This window comes from Devosia sp. Root413D1 (genome assembly GCF_001425235.1).
In the GTDB taxonomy this organism is placed as follows: domain Bacteria; phylum Pseudomonadota; class Alphaproteobacteria; order Rhizobiales; family Devosiaceae; genus Devosia_A.
In genome coordinates, this window is record NZ_LMEA01000012.1 from 405,716 (window position 1) to 423,536 (window position 17,821).

Annotated in this window: 16 protein-coding genes; 9 read left to right on the forward strand and 7 right to left on the reverse strand. The window is 65.9% G+C overall.

Annotated features, from left to right (window positions below):
* Positions 1-53: 53 nt before the first annotated feature.
* From ASC89_RS24310 to ASC89_RS24335, 6 genes are all read left to right on the forward strand, one after another.
* Positions 54-2,363 (forward strand): TonB-dependent hemoglobin/transferrin/lactoferrin family receptor, encoded by a 2,310-nt coding sequence (locus ASC89_RS24310; RefSeq protein ID WP_056002832.1) that lies wholly within the window; start codon positions 54-56, stop codon positions 2,361-2,363.
* A gap of 69 nt (positions 2,364-2,432) precedes the next feature.
* A complete protein-coding gene (locus ASC89_RS24315; protein ID WP_056002835.1) occupies positions 2,433-4,142 on the forward strand; it encodes an ABC transporter ATP-binding protein/permease in 1,710 nt (569 codons plus the stop codon).
* 11 nt (positions 4,143-4,153) lie between these two features.
* Positions 4,154-4,870: a hypothetical protein gene (locus tag ASC89_RS24320; RefSeq protein ID WP_056002838.1), complete on the forward strand. Its 717-nt coding sequence runs from the start codon at positions 4,154-4,156 to the stop codon at positions 4,868-4,870.
* A 209-nt stretch (positions 4,871-5,079) separates the two neighbouring features.
* Positions 5,080-5,859 (forward strand): SDR family NAD(P)-dependent oxidoreductase, encoded by a 780-nt coding sequence (locus ASC89_RS24325; protein ID WP_056002841.1) that lies wholly within the window; start codon positions 5,080-5,082, stop codon positions 5,857-5,859.
* Between the two features lie 8 nt (positions 5,860-5,867).
* Complete coding sequence (locus ASC89_RS24330) at positions 5,868-6,440, forward strand: SDR family NAD(P)-dependent oxidoreductase (protein WP_056002844.1); 573 nt, start codon at positions 5,868-5,870, stop codon at positions 6,438-6,440.
* Positions 6,424-7,317: an aldose 1-epimerase gene (locus ASC89_RS24335; RefSeq protein WP_056002847.1), complete on the forward strand. Its 894-nt coding sequence runs from the start codon at positions 6,424-6,426 to the stop codon at positions 7,315-7,317. The genes ASC89_RS24330 and ASC89_RS24335 overlap by 17 nt, the downstream gene beginning before the upstream one ends.
* A gap of 43 nt (positions 7,318-7,360) precedes the next feature.
* On the opposite strand, the gene ASC89_RS24340 is transcribed toward ASC89_RS24335, so the two are convergent.
* The 3 genes from ASC89_RS24340 to ASC89_RS24350 form a co-directional block, all read right to left on the reverse strand.
* Positions 7,361-8,896: a sugar ABC transporter ATP-binding protein gene (locus ASC89_RS24340; protein WP_055885538.1), complete on the reverse strand. Its 1,536-nt coding sequence runs from the start codon at positions 8,894-8,896 to the stop codon at positions 7,361-7,363.
* 83 nt (positions 8,897-8,979) lie between these two features.
* Complete coding sequence (locus tag ASC89_RS24345; RefSeq protein WP_056002850.1) at positions 8,980-9,951, reverse strand: sugar ABC transporter substrate-binding protein; 972 nt, start codon at positions 9,949-9,951, stop codon at positions 8,980-8,982.
* 64 nt (positions 9,952-10,015) lie between these two features.
* Positions 10,016-11,077, reverse strand: a complete 1,062-nt coding sequence (locus ASC89_RS24350) for an ABC transporter permease (protein ID WP_056002853.1) — start codon at positions 11,075-11,077, stop codon at positions 10,016-10,018.
* Positions 11,078-11,329: 252 nt separating this feature from the next.
* On the opposite strand from ASC89_RS24350, the gene ASC89_RS24355 reads away from it, so the two are divergent.
* Complete coding sequence (locus tag ASC89_RS24355; RefSeq protein WP_056002856.1) at positions 11,330-12,364, forward strand: LacI family DNA-binding transcriptional regulator; 1,035 nt, start codon at positions 11,330-11,332, stop codon at positions 12,362-12,364.
* Positions 12,365-12,499: 135 nt separating this feature from the next.
* Here ASC89_RS24355 and ASC89_RS24360 read toward each other — a convergent pair whose 3' ends face one another.
* The 4 genes from ASC89_RS24360 to ASC89_RS24375 all read right to left on the reverse strand — a co-directional run bounded on the left by ASC89_RS24360 (position 12,500) and on the right by ASC89_RS24375 (position 16,462).
* Positions 12,500-13,684: a mandelate racemase/muconate lactonizing enzyme family protein gene (locus ASC89_RS24360; RefSeq protein WP_056002858.1), complete on the reverse strand. Its 1,185-nt coding sequence runs from the start codon at positions 13,682-13,684 to the stop codon at positions 12,500-12,502.
* Positions 13,685-13,828: 144 nt separating this feature from the next.
* Complete coding sequence (locus tag ASC89_RS24365; protein WP_056002861.1) at positions 13,829-14,815, reverse strand: transketolase family protein; 987 nt, start codon at positions 14,813-14,815, stop codon at positions 13,829-13,831.
* Positions 14,812-15,660 carry a transketolase gene (locus ASC89_RS24370; protein ID WP_056002864.1) on the reverse strand — a complete coding sequence of 283 codons (849 nt, stop codon included), beginning with the start codon at positions 15,658-15,660 and terminating at the stop codon, positions 14,812-14,814. The genes ASC89_RS24365 and ASC89_RS24370 overlap by 4 nt, the downstream gene beginning before the upstream one ends.
* 4 nt (positions 15,661-15,664) lie before the next feature.
* Positions 15,665-16,462 (reverse strand): SDR family NAD(P)-dependent oxidoreductase, encoded by a 798-nt coding sequence (locus tag ASC89_RS24375; protein WP_056002866.1) that lies wholly within the window; start codon positions 16,460-16,462, stop codon positions 15,665-15,667.
* 83 nt (positions 16,463-16,545) lie between these two features.
* Here ASC89_RS24375 and ASC89_RS29190 point away from each other — a divergent pair, with 83 nt between their 5' ends.
* Both ASC89_RS29190 and ASC89_RS29195 read left to right on the forward strand, forming a co-directional pair.
* Positions 16,546-17,271, forward strand: coding sequence for a hypothetical protein (locus ASC89_RS29190; RefSeq protein WP_320410485.1), 726 nt, complete (start codon positions 16,546-16,548; stop codon positions 17,269-17,271).
* Positions 17,211-17,771 carry an enolase C-terminal domain-like protein gene (locus tag ASC89_RS29195; RefSeq protein ID WP_320410486.1) on the forward strand — a complete coding sequence of 187 codons (561 nt, stop codon included), beginning with the start codon at positions 17,211-17,213 and terminating at the stop codon, positions 17,769-17,771. Before ASC89_RS29190 ends, ASC89_RS29195 begins: the two co-directional genes overlap by 61 nt.
* Positions 17,772-17,821 lie beyond the last annotated feature (50 nt).

The window sequence follows — 17,821 nt, forward strand, 5'->3', positions numbered from 1 at the left end:
CGTGCGGCGCGCCGACAGCCAGCCAACAACTTCGGTTTCATTCGGGGGCAGGCATGTCTTATCGGCCGCATGTCGCGCGTGCACTGGCACGCGCGAATATCTCACCTTGGCATCTCATCGGCATCAGCGTCGCGGCGCTGCTCTGCGCGGTTCCGCAGCCGGTCGCGGCGCAGGAGCTGACCAATGCGCAGACCACCATCCTCAGGCGGATCACGGTGACCGCCGCGCGCGGCACCAAAAGCGTGCTGGATGTGCCGCAGAACGTCACCGTCATCGACGCCAAGACGCTGGAGCAGCATCAGGTCCGCGATACTCAGGACCTCGTTCGCTATGAGCCCGGCATTTCGGTGGATCGACAGACATCGATCACCAATCCCTTCAGCCAGCTGACCGGCTTCACGATCCGTGGCGTCAGCGGCAACCGCGTGCAGATGCTGGTCGACGGCAGCCGTATCCAGGAGCGGATCACCGATGGCAGCCGTGACTTCGTCGACCCCTGGAACATGAAGGCAGTCGAGCTGATCCGCGGGCCGAACTCAGTGTTGTGGGGTGCCGATGCGCTGGGCGGGACGGTGGCGTTCCGCACCCGCGACCCCTCCGACCTGCTGGACGGTCAGGACAAGCCCTGGGCGCTCGAAGTCAAGACGGCGTTCGACAGCTATGACAACAGCTTCCGCAAGCAGGTGACCGGAGCCTACGACTTTGGCAACGGGCTGCAGATCCTTGGCAGCTTCGGCCACATGTCGGCGACAGAAGCGCAACTCACCAAGGGCTATGCAGACGGCGGCATCTGGGGGTGCCGGCGCGAAAGCATCTGGCCGTGCAACAAGCTGTTCCCGGCCGAGACCGACGCCTACAATAGTCTGTTCAAGGCGGTGTACACGCCGAACGACGCGCACACCTTCACCTTTACCGCCGAGGGACAGAGCCGCCGCACTGAGATCGATCAGAAGTTCGACTCGAGCGCCATCAGCTACACTACCTCGACGAACGGGCCGGCTCGGCCGACCCCGGTGATCAACTACATCAGTGAATATTACGACAGGGTCCTCGACATGGACCGCACGCGGCTGGCCTTCGAGCACCAGTGGCAGGTCAACGCCGGGTGGCTCGACAGCGTCAAGTGGAACGTCTCCTACTCGCCGCAGCAGCGCAACACCACCAGCAACCAGTTGCGGACCTACCCAACCCGGACAGACCTGGTCTACCAGCTACGCGAATACGGTGAGACGTTCTACGAGGGCGATCTGCAGCTAACCTCCAGCTTCGACTGGGGCTGGTCGTCGCATCGGCTGACCTACGGTTTCGACGGTGACTACACCTTCAGCAACATCAACGGCGTCAACCGGACCGACAGCAACGGCATCCCGGGGACACCGTCGACCAGCATCAGCTTTCCTGATGTCGAGACGGTTCGTGCCGACCTCTACCTGCAGGACGAGATCGAGATGCTTGAGGGTCGGCTGACGCTGACGCCAGGCGTTCGCTTTGCCACATACAGCATCGACCCGACGGCGGACTCCTCGTTCCCGGGCCTACCGGGCTTCACGCCCGAAAAGATCGACAGCACGCGGTTGCTGAAGCGGATGGGCGGTATCTTCAAGCTGACCGACGAGTACTCGCTCTATGGCTCGTACGGCGAAGGCTTCAAGATGCCGACGGCGTCTCAGCTCTACCAGGGCAGCAACTTCGGCAGCTCCATCCTCGTGCCCAATCCGACGCTGCGACCGGAGTCGGTGGTCAGCTACGAAGCAGGCGTGCGCGGCAACTTCGAGCGCGGCTACTTCAGCGTTGGCGGCTTCTACTCCGAGTACAAGGACTTCATCCGCGGCCTGCAGTTGAAGCCCGGTACGACCAACCAGTACTGGTCGGATAACATCGACACCGTCCGCCTCGCGGGTATCGAAGCCTCGGCAGAGTTTGAGGTGTTCGAGAATCTCTTTGCCACCGGTTCGCTGACCTACACCACCGGTGTGCAGCAGGTGAGCGCCACGGCTCCGGAGACGGCCTTCGATGGCGCCGTGCCGCTCACCGTGGTTGCCGGCCTCCGCTACGAAATCCCCGACAATGGGCTCGAGTTCGAGGTTATCGGCACGTTCGCCGACGGCGTCAGGGAGCGCAGCGATCCCAATGCCTTTAAGCCCGCAGGCTACGCGGTATTCGACGCGTTCGCCAAGTGGCAGCCGCAGGAGAACATCGAGCTCACCGCCGGCATCCTCAATATCTTCGACACCCGCTACTTCCCCAATACGCTGACCAACTACAACAACACGGCTGGCATCGACACGGCGAACCAGAACCCGCTCGAACTGCAGGTTGCGCCGGGCCGGACCTTCAAGGTTGGGGCCAAGGTCACCTTCTAACCACACCTACTCCGCGGGAGGGCCTCGTCCATGGCTCTCCCGCTTTTTTGTTATCCGGAGATCCTCGTCATGACCCGCGTGCTTGGCCAGTTCTGGCGCCTTCTGGGGCTCTGCATCAGCGGGCGGGGCGGCAAGCTCGGGCTGGCACTGTTCGTTGCCGTCGTGGCGCTGAAGCTGCTGGGCGTCTACGCGACGCTGAGGATCATCTCCTGGACCAAGGATTTCTACTCGGCGCTGGAGGCGGTGGATGCCAAGGCGGCGCTCACGCAGATCGGAATTTTCGGCATCATCGTGCTGCTGAACTCGATCCGCGAACTTAGCTCGCAATATCTCAACAAGCTGGTGCTGATCCGCTGGCGCAGGTCGCTGACCGAGGCGGTGCGCGACCGCTGGCTGCGTGGCAAGGCCTATTGGCGGATGGCCGACGGCAGTGGGGTGGACAACCCCGACCAGCGCATCGCCGACGACTGCCGGCTGTTCGTCAGCGGCATGCTGAGCGAGGCGCTCGACCTCATCACCAATATCGTCGCCATCTTCTCCTACGTGGCGCTGCTCTGGCAGCTGTCGTCGTTTCCGCTGTCGTTGGCCTTCATCGGCATCGACTTCGAGATCCCGCGCTACATGCTGGTCGCGGCGTTCGTCTATGTCGGGCTCTGCTCGCTGCTGACCCATGTGCTCGGCAGCCCGCTGAAGGCGCTGTATGTCGAGCAGCAGCGGCGCGAAGCAGACTTCCGCTTTGCCCTCGCCCGGATGCGCTCCAATGTCGACGAGATCGCGCTGCTCAACGGCGAAGGCGCCGAGCGCCGTACGCTCGACCAGCGTTTTGGTGGGATCATCGGAAATTGGCGCCGACTGATCAATCGCGAGCTGATCCTCAGTTGCTTCACCTACCCCTACCAGCACACCGTGCTGCGCATTCCGCTGTTCGTGGCGTTGCCCGCCTTCCTCGCCGGCAGCGTCAATTTCGGCGGGCTGATGGAGGTGAGCACGGCGTTCTCGAGCGTCGTGACCACGCTCTCGTGGTTCATCTTCTCGTATCGCGACCTTGCGGACCTCGTTGCGGCATCGTCCCGTCTCGACGGGTTCCTGCGCTCGACCGAGGGCAATGGCGGCGCAGCACCGGTGGTGCAGCCGGGAAACGGGCCGCTGCGCATCTCGGGGCTCAATCTGACGCTGCCGGATGGCCGGGCGCTGCTCGGCGTCGACAACCTCACGGTCAATCGCGGTGAAGCGGTGTGGCTGGCGGGCGCCTCGGGACTGGGGAAGACCACTCTGGTCAAGGCAATCGCCGGGCTCTGGCCACATGCCAATGGCCGGATCGAGACACCCGCCGGCAGCATGCTGTTCCTGCCGCAGCGCACCTATGTGCCGATCGGCGACATCATGGAGGCCGTAGCCTATCCGGCGACCGCCGAGGCGTTCTCGCCCGAGGTGCGCAAGGCAGCGCTGGAGGCCGTGGGCCTCGGCAATCGGCTCGATGTGACGCTCGGCACCGGCGAGACCGGCACGGGTGGTCTGTCGGGTGGCGAGTTGCAGCGGCTGGCGCTGGCGCGGCTGCTGCTCCATCGGCCGGATTTCGCCTTCCTCGATGAAGCCACCAGCGCGCTCGACGTCGCCGCCGAGACCGAGCTCTTGGCGCTGCTGCGCAGCGAACTGCCCGACAGCGCTTTCATCCTCGTCGCCCATCGGAAGCCCCAGGGCCTCGGCACGCTCACCACCGTGGAACTGGGCGCCACTCCGGCTGCTCCGGCCACGCCTCTCGAACCCATACTTGCCTAAGGATCCCTGCAATGCTCGACACGTTAGCCCCTTTGCCCACCACCCTGCCTCGTGCCCGCCTCGATGCCAGCGCCCGCGATGTGCTCCTTACCCTCCCCGCCATCGGCAGGCTGATGGTGACGGCGCGACACCTCGGCGCCACGCATGAGCGGATCGGCGCGGTCGAGAGCGTCAGCTTCGAGGACGGCTGGGCGGTGATCGGTGGGGCCGAGCACGAGAGCCGGATCGAACTGGCAAGTGTCGCCGAGATCATCGTCGACCGCACCAGCGTGATGAAGGACAAGGCCTATCCGCGCATCGACCTGAACCGCGCCGATGGCAGCTATATCTGTGGCATCGTCGGCTTCGACGGGATCGAGCCGTTCGATGCGGCTGTGGCGCCGCTCGGCATCGGCACTGCCATCGAAGCCAAGCCCGACACGCCCCCGGGTGAGCGCATCGAGGCGAACGAAACCGACCCCGGCCGGCTGCCGCTCGAGGATGCGCATGCGGCGCAAGCGCAGGTGGTGATCGGCTTCCGGCGCCCCGGCTTCCAGCAGTTCTGGCGCGGCACCATCGAGACGGTGAAGCCGGCAATGGGCTTCATCAACGTGATGCGCTCGGATTTCCACCTGCACCTCAAGGCGGGCGCGGTGGCCGAGTGGCACCGCGACTCGGTGACCGGCGAACGCGAGGCATTCAATGCCGACGGCGAGCCGCTGGGGCTGACGCTGCTGCGGGCGAACTAGACCCCGCGCGTCATGAACTGCCCCTCACCCTAACCCTCTCCCCAGTGGGGAGAGGGGACGCACTTTGCACCGGCAGGGCCACATCGCCCCCTCTCCCCGCCGGGGAGAGGGTCGGGGTGAGGGGCAGACCCCCCTTAGCCCAAAGCGCAATTGCCGCTGCACCCGAGATATTATAATAGCATTGGCGCGGGGCTGGAGGAGTCGTGCCGATGCAGGTGGAGTTGAACGGGCGGGTGGCCCTGGTCACCGGCGCGGCGGGCGCGATCGGCCGCGCCATCGCGCGGCGGCTGAGCGACAATGGCGCCAGCGTCGTGGTCGCCGACATCAACCGCGAGGGGGCCGAGGCCTATGCCGCGACGCTCCCCGGCGCGATGGCGGCGGTGATCGATATCTCGAGCCGCGACTCGGCGGAGGCCGGCGTGGCCGAGACCATCGCCCGCTATGGCCGGATCGACATCCTGGTCAATAATGCCGGGGTCAACAGCTTCGTGCACCGGGTGAACATCGACAGGTTTCCGCTCGAGGAATGGGAACGCATCACCCACATCGACCTCGATGGCCTCTACCTGATGAGCCATGCGGCGCTGCAGCCGATGGTCAGGCAGGGCGAAGGCGGGCGGATCATCAATATTGCCTCGGTGGTGGGGTTGGCGGCGATGCGGCTGCAGAGCCCGTTCGTCGCGGCCAAGGCCGGCATCATCCACATGACCCGCTCGATGGCGCTGGAACTGGGGCCGCAGGGCATCCTCACCAATGCCATCGCGCCGGGCTCGATCATGACCGAGGGAACGCGCTCGCTGTTCTATGGCGCCGATGGCAAGTTCGCCGGACGCACCGCCGAGTTCATGCAGCATTTGCCGCTCGGACGCCCCGGCACCCCCGAGGAAATCGCCGAGGCGGTGCTGTTTCTGAGCTCACCCGGTGCCGGCTACATCAACGGCCAGGTACTGGCGGTCGATGGCGGCTGGACCGCCGGCTACATGATGTGAGGCCGGACATGCGGATCGAACTCCAGAACACATTCGTTGAGTTGCGGGGTGAGCAGAACCCGGTTGCCATTGCGGTGCTCGATGCGCTGAGGAGCAATGGCGCAACGGTTGGCGCGGTGGCGCCGGTGCCGGATATCCTGATCGTGTCGCTGCCGCTGCTGCCGGTTGCCGGGTCCGATCCGGCGGCGCAGCTGCAGTCGGCAAGGGCCACCGGCGAGGCGATGTTCGCGCGTGGCAGTGGGCGCGTGCTGTTTCTCGTTTCTGCCGCGGCGGGGATGCCGATGCGGCGGCATGCCGAATTCTCGGTGGCAATGGCCGGGGTGCTGGCGACGGTGCGCACTATGGCGATGCAACTGGGGCCGAAGGTGCTGGTGAACGCCCTGGGCGTCGGCGCCATCGGCGAACCGCTGCTGGCGGGAGATGCGGCGATGCTCGGGCATGCGTCGGTGAAGCGGCCGGGATCGGTGGCCGAGGTTGCAGACACGGCGCTGTTCTTCTGCGACCCGCTCAACAGCTACACCACGGGTCAGATGCTGTCGGTCGACGGGGGATGGAGTGCCGGCTATGGCCGCAATTTCTGAGCATCTCGAACTCAGGACTGGGACGCTGGCAATCGATCTCGCACCGGCGATCGGCGGCAGCATTGCGCGTTTTCGGATCGACGGCATCGATGTGATGCGGCCGCTCTCGGACGCCAACCGGCAGGCCGGCAACGTGCTGGGCGTCGCGTCCTTTCCGATGATCCCGTTCGCCAACCGGATCGGCGGCAATGCCTTCACGTTCGAAGGGCGGCGTTATGGCTTTGCCGCGAACAACCCGCCGGAAATCTACCACGTGCACGGCACTGCCTGGCATCGGCCATGGACGGCGGAGCAGACCGGACCGGGCAGCGCGGTGCTGACGCTGGAGGTAGCCGACCCGTCGTCCTATTCGTACCGCGCCGAGCAGCGGTTCACGCTCACCGATACCGGGCTCGAACTGGTGACGCAGGTGACCAATACGGGCGAACGCCGGATGCCGTTCGGCTTCGGGCATCACCCCTGGTTCGACCGGGATGCGGATACGACGCTGCAGTTCGGGGCCACCAGCTTCCATCTCAACGAGCCCGAGGGGATGATCGGGCAGCGGGTGTCGCTGCCGCCCGAGGTGTCTTTCAACACGGCCGCGCCGCTGCCGATCTACTGGCGCTGCAGCGACTATGGCGGCTGGGATGGCAGCGCGACGCTGCGCTTTCCGGGCCGCGGCGCCGGGATCACCATGAAGGGCGATACACCCTACAAGCATGTGATGTTCTACGCCGATCCGGCGCTGAACGTGTTCTGTGTCGAGCCGCAGACCAATGCGTCGGGGGCATTCAACCGGCCGGACGGGTTCGGCGATCCGGAGGATGGGGTGATTATGCTGGGGCCTGGCGAGAGCACCGTGGGGACATTGCGGTTCGAGCCGTTTCGGATTTGACATTGCTGGCGTCGGTGCGGGCTGACCCCCACCGGATAATCAGCTAGGACGCCGCCCGCACCGTCTCCGCCTGCGCCGCCGCCACCGCGCGCAGCACGCGATCTTCACCGCCTTCGCCGCGCTTGAACGTGTCGACAATGCGGCCATCGGCGATGGTGAGGCAGCGGTCGCAGAGGCCGAGCACTTCTTCGAGCTCCGACGAGACGACGACCAGCGCTACGCCCTTGTTGGCGAGCTCGACGACGAGCCGGTAGATCTCCTGCCGGGTCGCCGCATCGACACCCTTGGTCGGCTCATCGAGCAGCAGCACTTTTGGGGCGCGCATCAGCACCCGGGCGAATAGCAGCTTCTGCTGGTTGCCGCCCGAGAGATGCGCCACCGAGGCCTGCGGCGACGACGCCTTGACGTTGAGCTGGCGCATCGCCTCGAGGATGGCGCTCCGCTCCCGATCGCCGCGAACCATGCCGCGGGCCGAGAGCGGGTCGAGATTGCCGATGGTGATGTTGGCGCCGACGGGCAGGTTGAACAGCAGGCCGTCGCGCTTCCGATCCTCGGTGAGGAGCGCGATGCCGGCGTCGCGTGCATCGCGCGGCGAACGGATGGCGATGGCTTGCCCGTCGACTTTCACCGTGCCCTCGGCGGGGACGCGGCCGAAAATGCCGTGGAGGATTTCGCTGCGGCCCGAGCCGAGCAGCCCGGCAAGGCCGACGATCTCACCCGCGGCCACCGAGAAGCTGACATCGCGCGCGCCGTAGATGGCCCCGGGCTTGCCGGCGACGCTCAAGTGCTCGACTGCCAGCATGGGGCGCGCGCCGACCGGCGCCTCGTGCGGGGGGAACAGCTTTTGCAGCCGCTGGCCCGACATGGCGAAGATGAAGCGGTCTTCCTCGAATTCCTCGCGCCCCAGCTCGGCGGCAACGCGTCCATCGCGCAGCACGGTGGCGCGGTCGCAGACGGCGAGCACCTCGGGCAGCCGATGGGTGATGTAGATCATGGTGACGCCCTGCCGTTTCAAACGGCGCAGCACCTCGAGCAGTGCGTCGACCTCGGTGCCCGAGAGCGATGCGGTCGGCTCATCGAGCATCAGCACGCGCGGTTTCAGCGCCAGGGCGCGGGCGATCATCACCAGATGGCGCTGGGCCGAGGTCAGCGAGGCGACGATGGCCTTCGGGTCGATCGTGAGGCCGAGATCATCGAGAATGGCGCGGGTACGATCCTCGAGTTTGTGTCGGTAGATCAGCACGCCTTCACCCAGCCCGGTATGGCCAGCGAAGACGTTCTCGGCCACCGAGAGCTGCTCCAGCACCTCGATTTCCTGCGGCACGTAGCCGACGCCGGCGGCGCGCGCTGCGGCCGGCGAGGCAAAGCTCACCGGCTGACCAGCGAGGGTGATCTCGCCAGTATAGGAGCCAGCCGGATGGACGCCGTTGAGGATCTTCACCAGCGTCGACTTGCCGGCGCCGTTCTGGCCGAGCAGCGCATGGATTTCACCGGCCAGCACGTTGAAATCGACGCCACGCAGCGCCTGCACGCCGGCGAACGCCTTGACGATGCCGCGGGCGGAAAAGATCGGGTCCATTTGTGCTGCCTCCGCGACAAATCAAGAAAGGAAGAACCGCGCCGACCCCCGGGTCAGGGGAGGCCGGCACGGTGGGAGCCGGTTTACTGGCCGGCGCTTTCGAGCATGGCGTAATAGGGGTCGAGATCGGTCGCAGTGATGACCTTACTGGGCAGCACGTTCATGTAGGTGACCGTCTCGCCCTTGGCCAAAGCACCCAGCAGTTCGGCAACCTTGGCGCTTTCCTCGTAAAGCGGCTGCGCCACGATGCCGTAGGCAGCGCCCGACTTCACCAGGTCGAGGTTCTGCCGGATGTAGTCCATGCCAATGATCACCACGTCGCGGCCGGCCTTGCGGGCCGCACCCGACCAGGTCTGGATCGAGTTACCGGTGGTGCCGAAGGCAGCGTTGACGTCCGGATTGCCCTGGAGGATGGCGATGGCCTTGCCCTCGGCAGCGGAGGGCTCAAAACCTTCCATCTGAGTCTCGAGCACTTTGATATCGGGGTACTTTTCCGCGATGGTCTTGCGGAAGGCGTCCGACATGGCGTTTTCCGTATCGTTCGAAGCGCCCTGGGTGAGGGCGACAGTGCCCTTGCCGCCGAGCTTGTCGCCGATGGCGATGGCGGCATTGGTGCCGGCAGCCGCGATATCCTGCGCGGCGGCGGCCTTCAGCCCATCGACCGAGCCTTCGGGTGGCAGCACGTGCCAGGTGACGACCGGCAGGCCCTCCTTGGCGAGCTTGGTGATGTAGGAATAGATCGCCGGATCGGGGCCGTAGACGCCGACGGCGTTGAACTTGGTGCGCGACAGGGCCGCCTCGGCGAGCGGCAGGGTGGCCGGGATATCCCAGTTGGTGGCAGAGGGGTCGCCCACCACTTCGCAGGTGTAGCCGAGCTCCTTGCACTTATCGAGGAAGCCCGCCTGCATCAGCCGATGCACGGGGTGATCCTTCATCGCCTGCACCCAGAGCAGGTTGACCTCCTGGGCATGGCTGGCGCCGGCGGTGCCGAAGCTCGCAACCAGCGCCGCGGCGCCGAGCAGGCCTTTCACCAGTGTCCTCTTCGAGATGTTCATGGTTCCTCTCCTCCATTGGCCCGCGGGTTGCCGCGTGGCGTTGAACGGGTTGTGTGGCGCCCCCTCAGGCGCCCGATGTCTTGCTGTCGGATTTTTTGGCTGCTGCGGCCTTGGCGCCGGCGCCAACGGTGAAGTAGCGGCGGCGCAGGATATCGAGGCCTACCGCCAGCACCATGATCACGCCCACCGCGATCTGCTGCCAGTTGGAGTTGACGCCGATGACCACGAGGCCAGACTGCACCACCTTGAGCATCAGGATGCCGACCACGCCGCCGGCAATGGTGCCGGCGCCGCCGAACAGGCTGACGCCGCCAACCACCACGCCGGCGATGACGATGAGCTCCCAGCCCGAGCCGATCGAGGTGGTGCCGGATTGCAAGTCCGCCATGACGAACATGCCGGCCACGGCCGAGAGCGCGCCGACGGTGATGAAGGCGCCGATCTTATAGATGGTGGTGTTGATGCCGACGAGGCGCGCCACTTCGGGGTTACCGCCGGTGGCATAGAGGTTGCGGCCGAGCACGGTGCGGCGCAGCACGAAATCGGCGACGATGGCTGCGACGATGAAAAAGGCGAAGCTCCAGCCCAGCCCGAAGGCAAAGGTGCTCATGCCGAAATCGGACACTTCCTTGGGCAGCGGGTAGACCGGATAGCCGCCGGTGACGAGCTGGATCAGCCCCTGCCCGATGAACAGCATGCCCAGGGTCTGGATGAAGGCCGGTATCCGGAATTTCACGACGATGATGCCGTTGATGAGCCCGATAAGCGCCCCGACGCCCATGCCACCGAGAATGGCCAGCGGCACCGGCCAGGCGAGCGCCGTCATCAGCTGCGCGGCGATCACCGCGGAGACGCCGGCGACGGAGCCGACCGACAGGTCGAACTCGCCGGCCACCAGGAGGATGGTCTGGCCGATGGCGATGATGCCGACGAACGACACGACGTTGAGGATGGCGCGGATGTTGCGCTCGGACAGGAAGGCCGGCTGCATGAAATAGAAAAACGCCACCAGCAGCAGCAGCGCCGCGATCACCCCCACCTCGCCGATGGCGATGAAGGAGATCAGCCGGTTGCGCAGCGAAGGCGTGGTTGGTTGCTCGGTCGTGGCGGGCGCCGCGCTGTTCATGCTTTTCCTCCCTGAGCGGCGGCGCTGTTGCGGAGTGATCCGGTCAGCGCTTCGCCATGCCCTCATCAGCTATTATACTATTATAAGTGTCAAGACCTCTCTTGCACTGGTCTGACCAGTTATCCGGCGAGCCATGATCTGCAATGATGGTACCGGAACCATTCGATGACGTCAAAGGAAATGGTACCGGAACCAGTGCTGGCGCGAAGCGCTTGTGACGACTATGATTCCGCGCGTTTTCGGGAGTAGCGCATGGCCAGGTCGGAAGACGGCGGCGACAAGAAGCCGCTGGAGCGGTTGGGGGTGCGCGAGATCGCCAAGCGGGTCGGTGTCGCGCCGATGACCGTGTCCCGCGTGCTCTCGAACCCCGACATGGTCGCCCCGGCGACCCGCGCCAAGGTGCTGGAAGCCATCGAAGCGGCCGGTTTCGTGCCCAACCGCCTGGCCTCGAGCATGAAGGGCAACGGCCGGATCATCGGCACCGTGGTACCGCCACTGATCAACTCGGGCATCGCCGAACAGGTGCAGGGCATGTCGGACGAGTGCCAGCTGGGCGGATATTCGATGCTGCTGGTGCAGGGCGAATTCACCACCGAGGCCGAGGAAGCCTCGATCCGCACCCTGCTTGGCTGGCGGCCGGCGGGGATGATCCTGCAGAGCTTCGTGCAGAGCGAGGTGGCGCGGCAGCTATTGGTGTCGAGCGGCGCGCCGGTGGTGGAGATTTCCGAGATCAAGGGGCGCCAGCCGATCGACATGGTGGTGGGCGTGTCGAACTTCGAGACCGCCTATGCCATGACCATGCACCTGGCGGCCAAGGGCTATAAGCGCATCGGCTTCGTCTCGACCCCGATTCACGGCAATGACCGGCTGCAGCAGCGACGCACCGGCTACCATGCAGCGCTCACCGAGCTCGGGATCGAGAACCACGCGTCGCTGGAAGTGGAAGTGCCGATCACCGCGGCCGGCGGCGCCGAGGCGCTGGTGACGCTGACCGAGCGACACGCCGATATCGACGCGATCTTTTTCTCCTCCGATACGCTGGCGATCGGCGCGGTGCAGGAATGCCACCGCCGCGGCTGGGCCATCCCCGACCGGATCGGCATCGCCGGCTATGGCGACATGGACCTGGCGGCGCAGCTCTACCCGCCGCTGACCACGGTGAAGGTGAACCGCTACGAGATGGGCCGGCGCGCCGTGCGGCAACTGCTCGACCGGCTGGGCGGCAAGCAGAAGCTGGCGACGATCACCAGTTTGGGCTTTGAGATTGTCGATCGGGAGAGCGCTTAGCGGGGTCTGCCCCTCACCCTAACCCTCTCCCCTCCGCAGGGGAGAGGGGACGTACTTTGCACTGCCGGTGCCACATCGCCCCCTCTCCCTCTGGGGAGAGGGTCGGGGGTGAGGGGCTGTCGTTCAAAAACACCCCTACCGCTTAGCCTTAGCCTTGTTCTGCGCGTCGGTGCCCAGCCGCTGTTCCCAGCCCTCAGTGTGCACATTGAGATAGGCGTGCGGGTCGTAGGGGTGCTGCTTGATGGCGTCGATGTTGAGGTCGATGCCGAGGCCCGGCGCGTCGGGCAATGACAGGTGCCCGTTCTTCGGATCGATGCTCGGCCGCCAGGTGACGAGATCGAAGGTCCAGGCGTCGTTGAAGGCGTCGAAATGCTCCTGGATCAGGAAGTTCGGTACCGCTGCTGCCAGTTGCAGGCAGACCGCCGTCGCCACCGGGCCGCCGCTCTGGTGCGGCGCGATGTGGCTGCCATGCGCCAGCGCCAGGTTGGCCACCTGCATGGACGGGCCGATGCCGCCCAGCGACATCGGTTCGGGCTGGAAGATGTTGACGCCACCGCCGGCGGCGAGCGCGTAGAACTGGCCGACCGTGTCGAACATTTCGCCGGTCGCCACCGGGATGGGCGAGCGATGCGCCACCTCGTGCACCGTCTCCTGCCGATCCCGCGAGGTCGGCTCCTCCCACCAGTAGATATCGAGGTCGGCGAAGCGCTCGGCCGCCTTGATCGCCGCGATTTCGGTGAAGCGGGCATGCACGTCGATGAGGATGCGGGTGTCGGCGGGCAACTCGTCACGCAGCTTGCGGCAGATATCGTAGCTGAGCTCCAGTTCCTCGCGGGAGATGAAGCCCTGCGCGGTGCCGAAGGGGTCGAGCTTGAACGCCTTGAAGCCCTTGGCGAGCACGGCTTTCGCCGCCTCGAGGAAGTGCTCGGGAGTCCGTTCGGTGCGATACCAGCCATTGGCGTAGCCGAGCACGCTGTCACGCACCTGGCCGCCGAGCAACTGGTGGATCGGCACGCCGAGGCTCTTCCCCAGAATATCCCAGCAGGCAACTTCGACCGCCGCCATCACGGTGCGATGGATATGGCCGCCATCGAGCGACACGCTGTCGAGCAGACGTTTCCACAGCGCGCTGATGCGACGTGGGTCCTGGCCGATGGCGAGGTGCTTCAGCTCATGCACCCCGGCCTCGGTGGTGGCGATGAAGCCGTTCAACGTGCCCTCGCCAATGCCATAGATGCCGGCGTCGGTATGCACCTTGACGAACAACCAGTTCTTCCAGCCGGCACCGACGGTGAAGGTTTCGATCTCGGTGATTTTCATGTGTTTCGGCTCCTCCCGCCCCCCGTGGACCCACCGTCTTTCACCGGGTCATTCCCGCGAAAGCGGGAACCTCTGTTTTCTGCGTGCGCGTCCGACACCGCAAACGGAGTTTCCCGCTTTCGCGGGAATGACCCGGCGTGTGCTTCAGCCTATTGCCACTATCTTCTCAACCACCGCCTCGACCGTCAGCCCATACTTTTGCTGCAGGGTCGGGACGGCGCCGCATTCGATGTAACGGTCGGGCAGCCCGATGCGGGTGACCTTCCTCACTATCCCGGCATCGAACAAGGTCTCAACCACCAGGCTGGCGAGGCCACCGACGATCACATGGTTCTCGGCGGTGACCACCTGCCCCACCGAGGCGGCGAACGCGGCGACCGTCTCCGCATCAAACGGCTTGATGGTCGGAACGTGGAGGACCGCGACGGAGATGCCGCGCTTTTCCAGCAGCGCCGCGGCATCGATGGCGCGCTCGCTCATCATGCCGGTCGAGATGATGCCGACATCCTTGCCGTCACGCAGCTGCCGCGCCTTGCCGATCTCGAACTTGTAGCCGGGCTCGAGCACCACCGGCACGGCGCCGCGCAACAGGCGCATGTAGACCGGGCCCTGGTGATCCGACATCGCCACCGTCGCGGCATCGATCTCGGTGGCATCCATCGGATCGATGATGGTGAGCCCGGGGATCATCCGCATCAGCGCCAGATCCTCGATGGCCTGGTGCGTGCCGCCATAGCCGGTGGTCAGCCCGGGCAGGCCGGCGATGATCTTCACGTCGAGGTTGGAGTGGGCCAACGCAATGGCGACGAAATCGAAAGCGCGGCGGCTGGCGAACACGCCATAGGTGGTGGCAAAGACTTGCTTCTTGGTACGGGCGAGGCCGGCCGCCACCGCGACGAGGTTCTGCTCGGCCATGCCGACATTGAAGAAGCGGTCGGGATGCGCGTCGCGGAACGGGTGGATATCGGTGTATTTGCCGAGATCGGCGGTGAGCCCGACAATGTTTCCCCGCTCTTGCCCGAGACGGGCCAGCGCCTTGCCGAACGGGGTATCGACCGACTGGCGGCCGCCGGCGGCGGCTTCGTTCTCACCCATTGCCAGCGTGCGGCCGGCCTCCATGGCGCGGCTCATCGCCCGGCTCCCACGCTGTGCTCGAACTCGTCGATGATCGTATCCCAATGGGCGACATCGACGCGGAAGAAGTGCGATTTCTCGCTCTGTTCAATGCGGCGGACACCCTTGCCGGGCAGCGTGCGGAGCACGATGGCCTTGGGTTTGCCGTTGCGCTGGCGCGCCTTGGCGAGCGTTGCGACCACGGCATCCATGTCGTTGCCGTCGATCTCAAAAGTCTCCCAGCCGAAACTCCGCCATTTGTCGGCCACCGGCTCCATGTCGAGCACCACCGGGCCATCGGCCTGGATGCCGTTGCAATCGACCAGCGCCACCAGCCCATCGAGCCGGAAATGACTGGCGGACATGGCGGCTTCCCAGGTCGAACCCTCCTGCAGTTCGCCATCGGAGAGCTCGACGAAGACGCGGGCCTCCGAACGATCGAGCCGCAGCCCGAGCGCCTGCCCGACCCCCTGCCCCAGGCCATGGCCGAGCGAACCGCCGATCACTTCGACGCCGGGCGTGGTATCGAGCGTCGACATCTCGAGCCGGCTGTTATCGGCGCCATAGGTGACGAGTTCATCGACCGGGATAATGCCGGCTTCGGCGAGGGCAGCCCAGAGCGCGATCGAGTAGTGCCCGGTCGACAGCAGGAAGCGATCGCGGTCGGCCCAGCCGAGATTCTCGGGGTCGTAGCGCAGCTCGTGGAAATAGAGCGCCGTGAGCGCATCGGCGATGCCGAGGCCCTGGCCGATATAGCCGGCGCCCTGACCACGGGCCATGGTCAGCATGTGGCGGCGCAGCTGTGTGGCGCGCGCCTTGAGCGCGGCGACATCGGCCTCAGCCGGAGGCGAGTTGCGGGTCATCAGATCAATCCTTGTCGAGGCCGCCGGACATGTTGAGCCGCTCGGCGGTCATGTAAGGCGGTGAATCGAGACAGAGCCACACCACCGACTCCGCCACCTCGGCGATCTCGGCGCGACGGCCCAGCGGCACGCGGCGGGTGCGCTCGTCGAGGAAGGCCTGCAGGTCGTTGCTGCGGCCGTTGACGCGGGCCAGCTCGACTTCGGTCGAGCGCTGCATCTCGGTATCCATCATGCCGGGCGCCAGCGAGTTTACCAGCACGCCATAGGGGGCCAGCGCCACGGCGAGGGCGCGGGTGATCGAATCCACCCCGGCCTTGCTGGCGGTGTAGGCGGTGTAGTCGGGCAGCGCCATGCGCGAGCCCGGCGAAGTGATGTTGACGATGCGGCCGGCGCGCTGCTCGCGCATCACCCGCCCGGCGGCCTTCGAGGCCATGGCGAGCGCCGTGACGTTGAGCGCCAGGGTGCGGGTCCAGGATCTGTAGCTCGACTCGAGGAAGGGCTCGATGACGCCGTAGCCGGCATTGTTGACGAGGATGTCGATGCCGCCCCAGCGCGCCACCACCTTGTCGACGGCTGCTTCGGGCGCCCCCTCGAGGGTGAAATCACCGACAATCTCGAGCGCCTGACCGCCGACGGCCTCGACCTGGCGCGCCGTTTCGGCGGCGCCGGCGGCATTGATATCGGCAATCCCCACGGCGCAGCCGCGCATCGCCAGCTGGATGGCAACTTCGCGCCCCAGCCCGCCGGCGGCGCCCGTGACCAGCGCACGTTTCAGGAATGCCTCGTTCGTATTCGCGGCCAAGACGGCGTCCTCCCCTCGGACATCTTGACGCGACTGATACCGGTACCATAAATTGGTGTCAACGGGCTTGCCGAGGGGATTGAATGAAAGTCACTGCGCTCGAGACACTGACGATCGCGGAGTTCCCGTTCCTCTGCTGGCTCAGGGTGCATACCGACGGGGGGATCGTCGGGACCGGCGAGACCTTCTGGGCACCGGGGCCGGTGGCGAGCTACATCCACGAAAATGTGGCGCCCTACCTGATCGGCAAGGATCCGCGCGACATCGAGCTGCATGACCGGACGCTGGGGAGCGTCTATGTCGGGGCGCGCGATTCCGGCGCCGAAGTGCGCGGCAACTCGGCGGTGAACATCGCGCTGTGGGATATTTATGGCCAGGCGCTGGGCGAGCCTCTGTGGCGGCTATTGGGCGGGCGGACGCACCAGACGGTGCCGATCTACAATACCTGCGCCGGCTACAGGCATGTGCGTGCCAGCAAGAAGAACTCGCTGTTCGAGCGCACCGAGGACTGGTCGCTGCAGGCAGGCGACTCGAACGATGGGCCGTATGAGGACCTGCTGGCCTGGCGGTTCGATGCAGGGAAGCTGGCGAAGAGCCTCCTCTCCGAGGGTATCGGAGCGATGAAGATCTGGCCGTTCGACATCGCCGCCGAGGCCTCGAACGGCACCCGCATCTCGCTCAGCGACCTCGACACGGCGCTGGAGCCGTTCAAGCGGATCCGCGACGCGGTCGGGCGCACATGGAAATCATGGTCGAGCTGCACGGCCTCTGGACCCTGCCCCCGGCGCTCCGTATCGCCGAGGCGCTGAAGCCCTATGATGTGGCGTGGCTGGAAGAGCCGATCCGCTACAACGAGCTCGATGCGATGGCCGAGCTGGCGCGGCACACCTCGACGCCGATCGCGGCGAGCGAACGACTGGCCTCGCGGCAGATGTTCAAGCAGCTGATCGACAAGCGCGCCGCCTCGGTGATCATGATCGACCTCGCCTGGTGCGGCGGGCTCTCCGAAGCCCGCAAGATCGCCAACATGGCGGAAGCGAGCGAGCTGCCGGTGACGCTGCACGACTGCACGGGACCGATCGTTTATGCGGCGAGCTGCGCGCTGTCGGCGACGCTGCCGAACGCCATCTACCAGGAGGCGGTGCGAGCCTATTTCACCGGCTGGTACACCGAGATCGTCGCCGACCTGCCACCGGTGACGGCGGGCCGGGTGGCGCCGCTCGATGGCGCCGGGCTGGGGATGCGGCTGAGGGAGGAATTGTTCACGCGGCCGGATGCGACGGTGCGGCGTACGGGGGCTGCCGGCTGAGCGTGGGGCCCCACCCCACCCTTAATCCCTCCCCATCGAGGGGAGGGAGA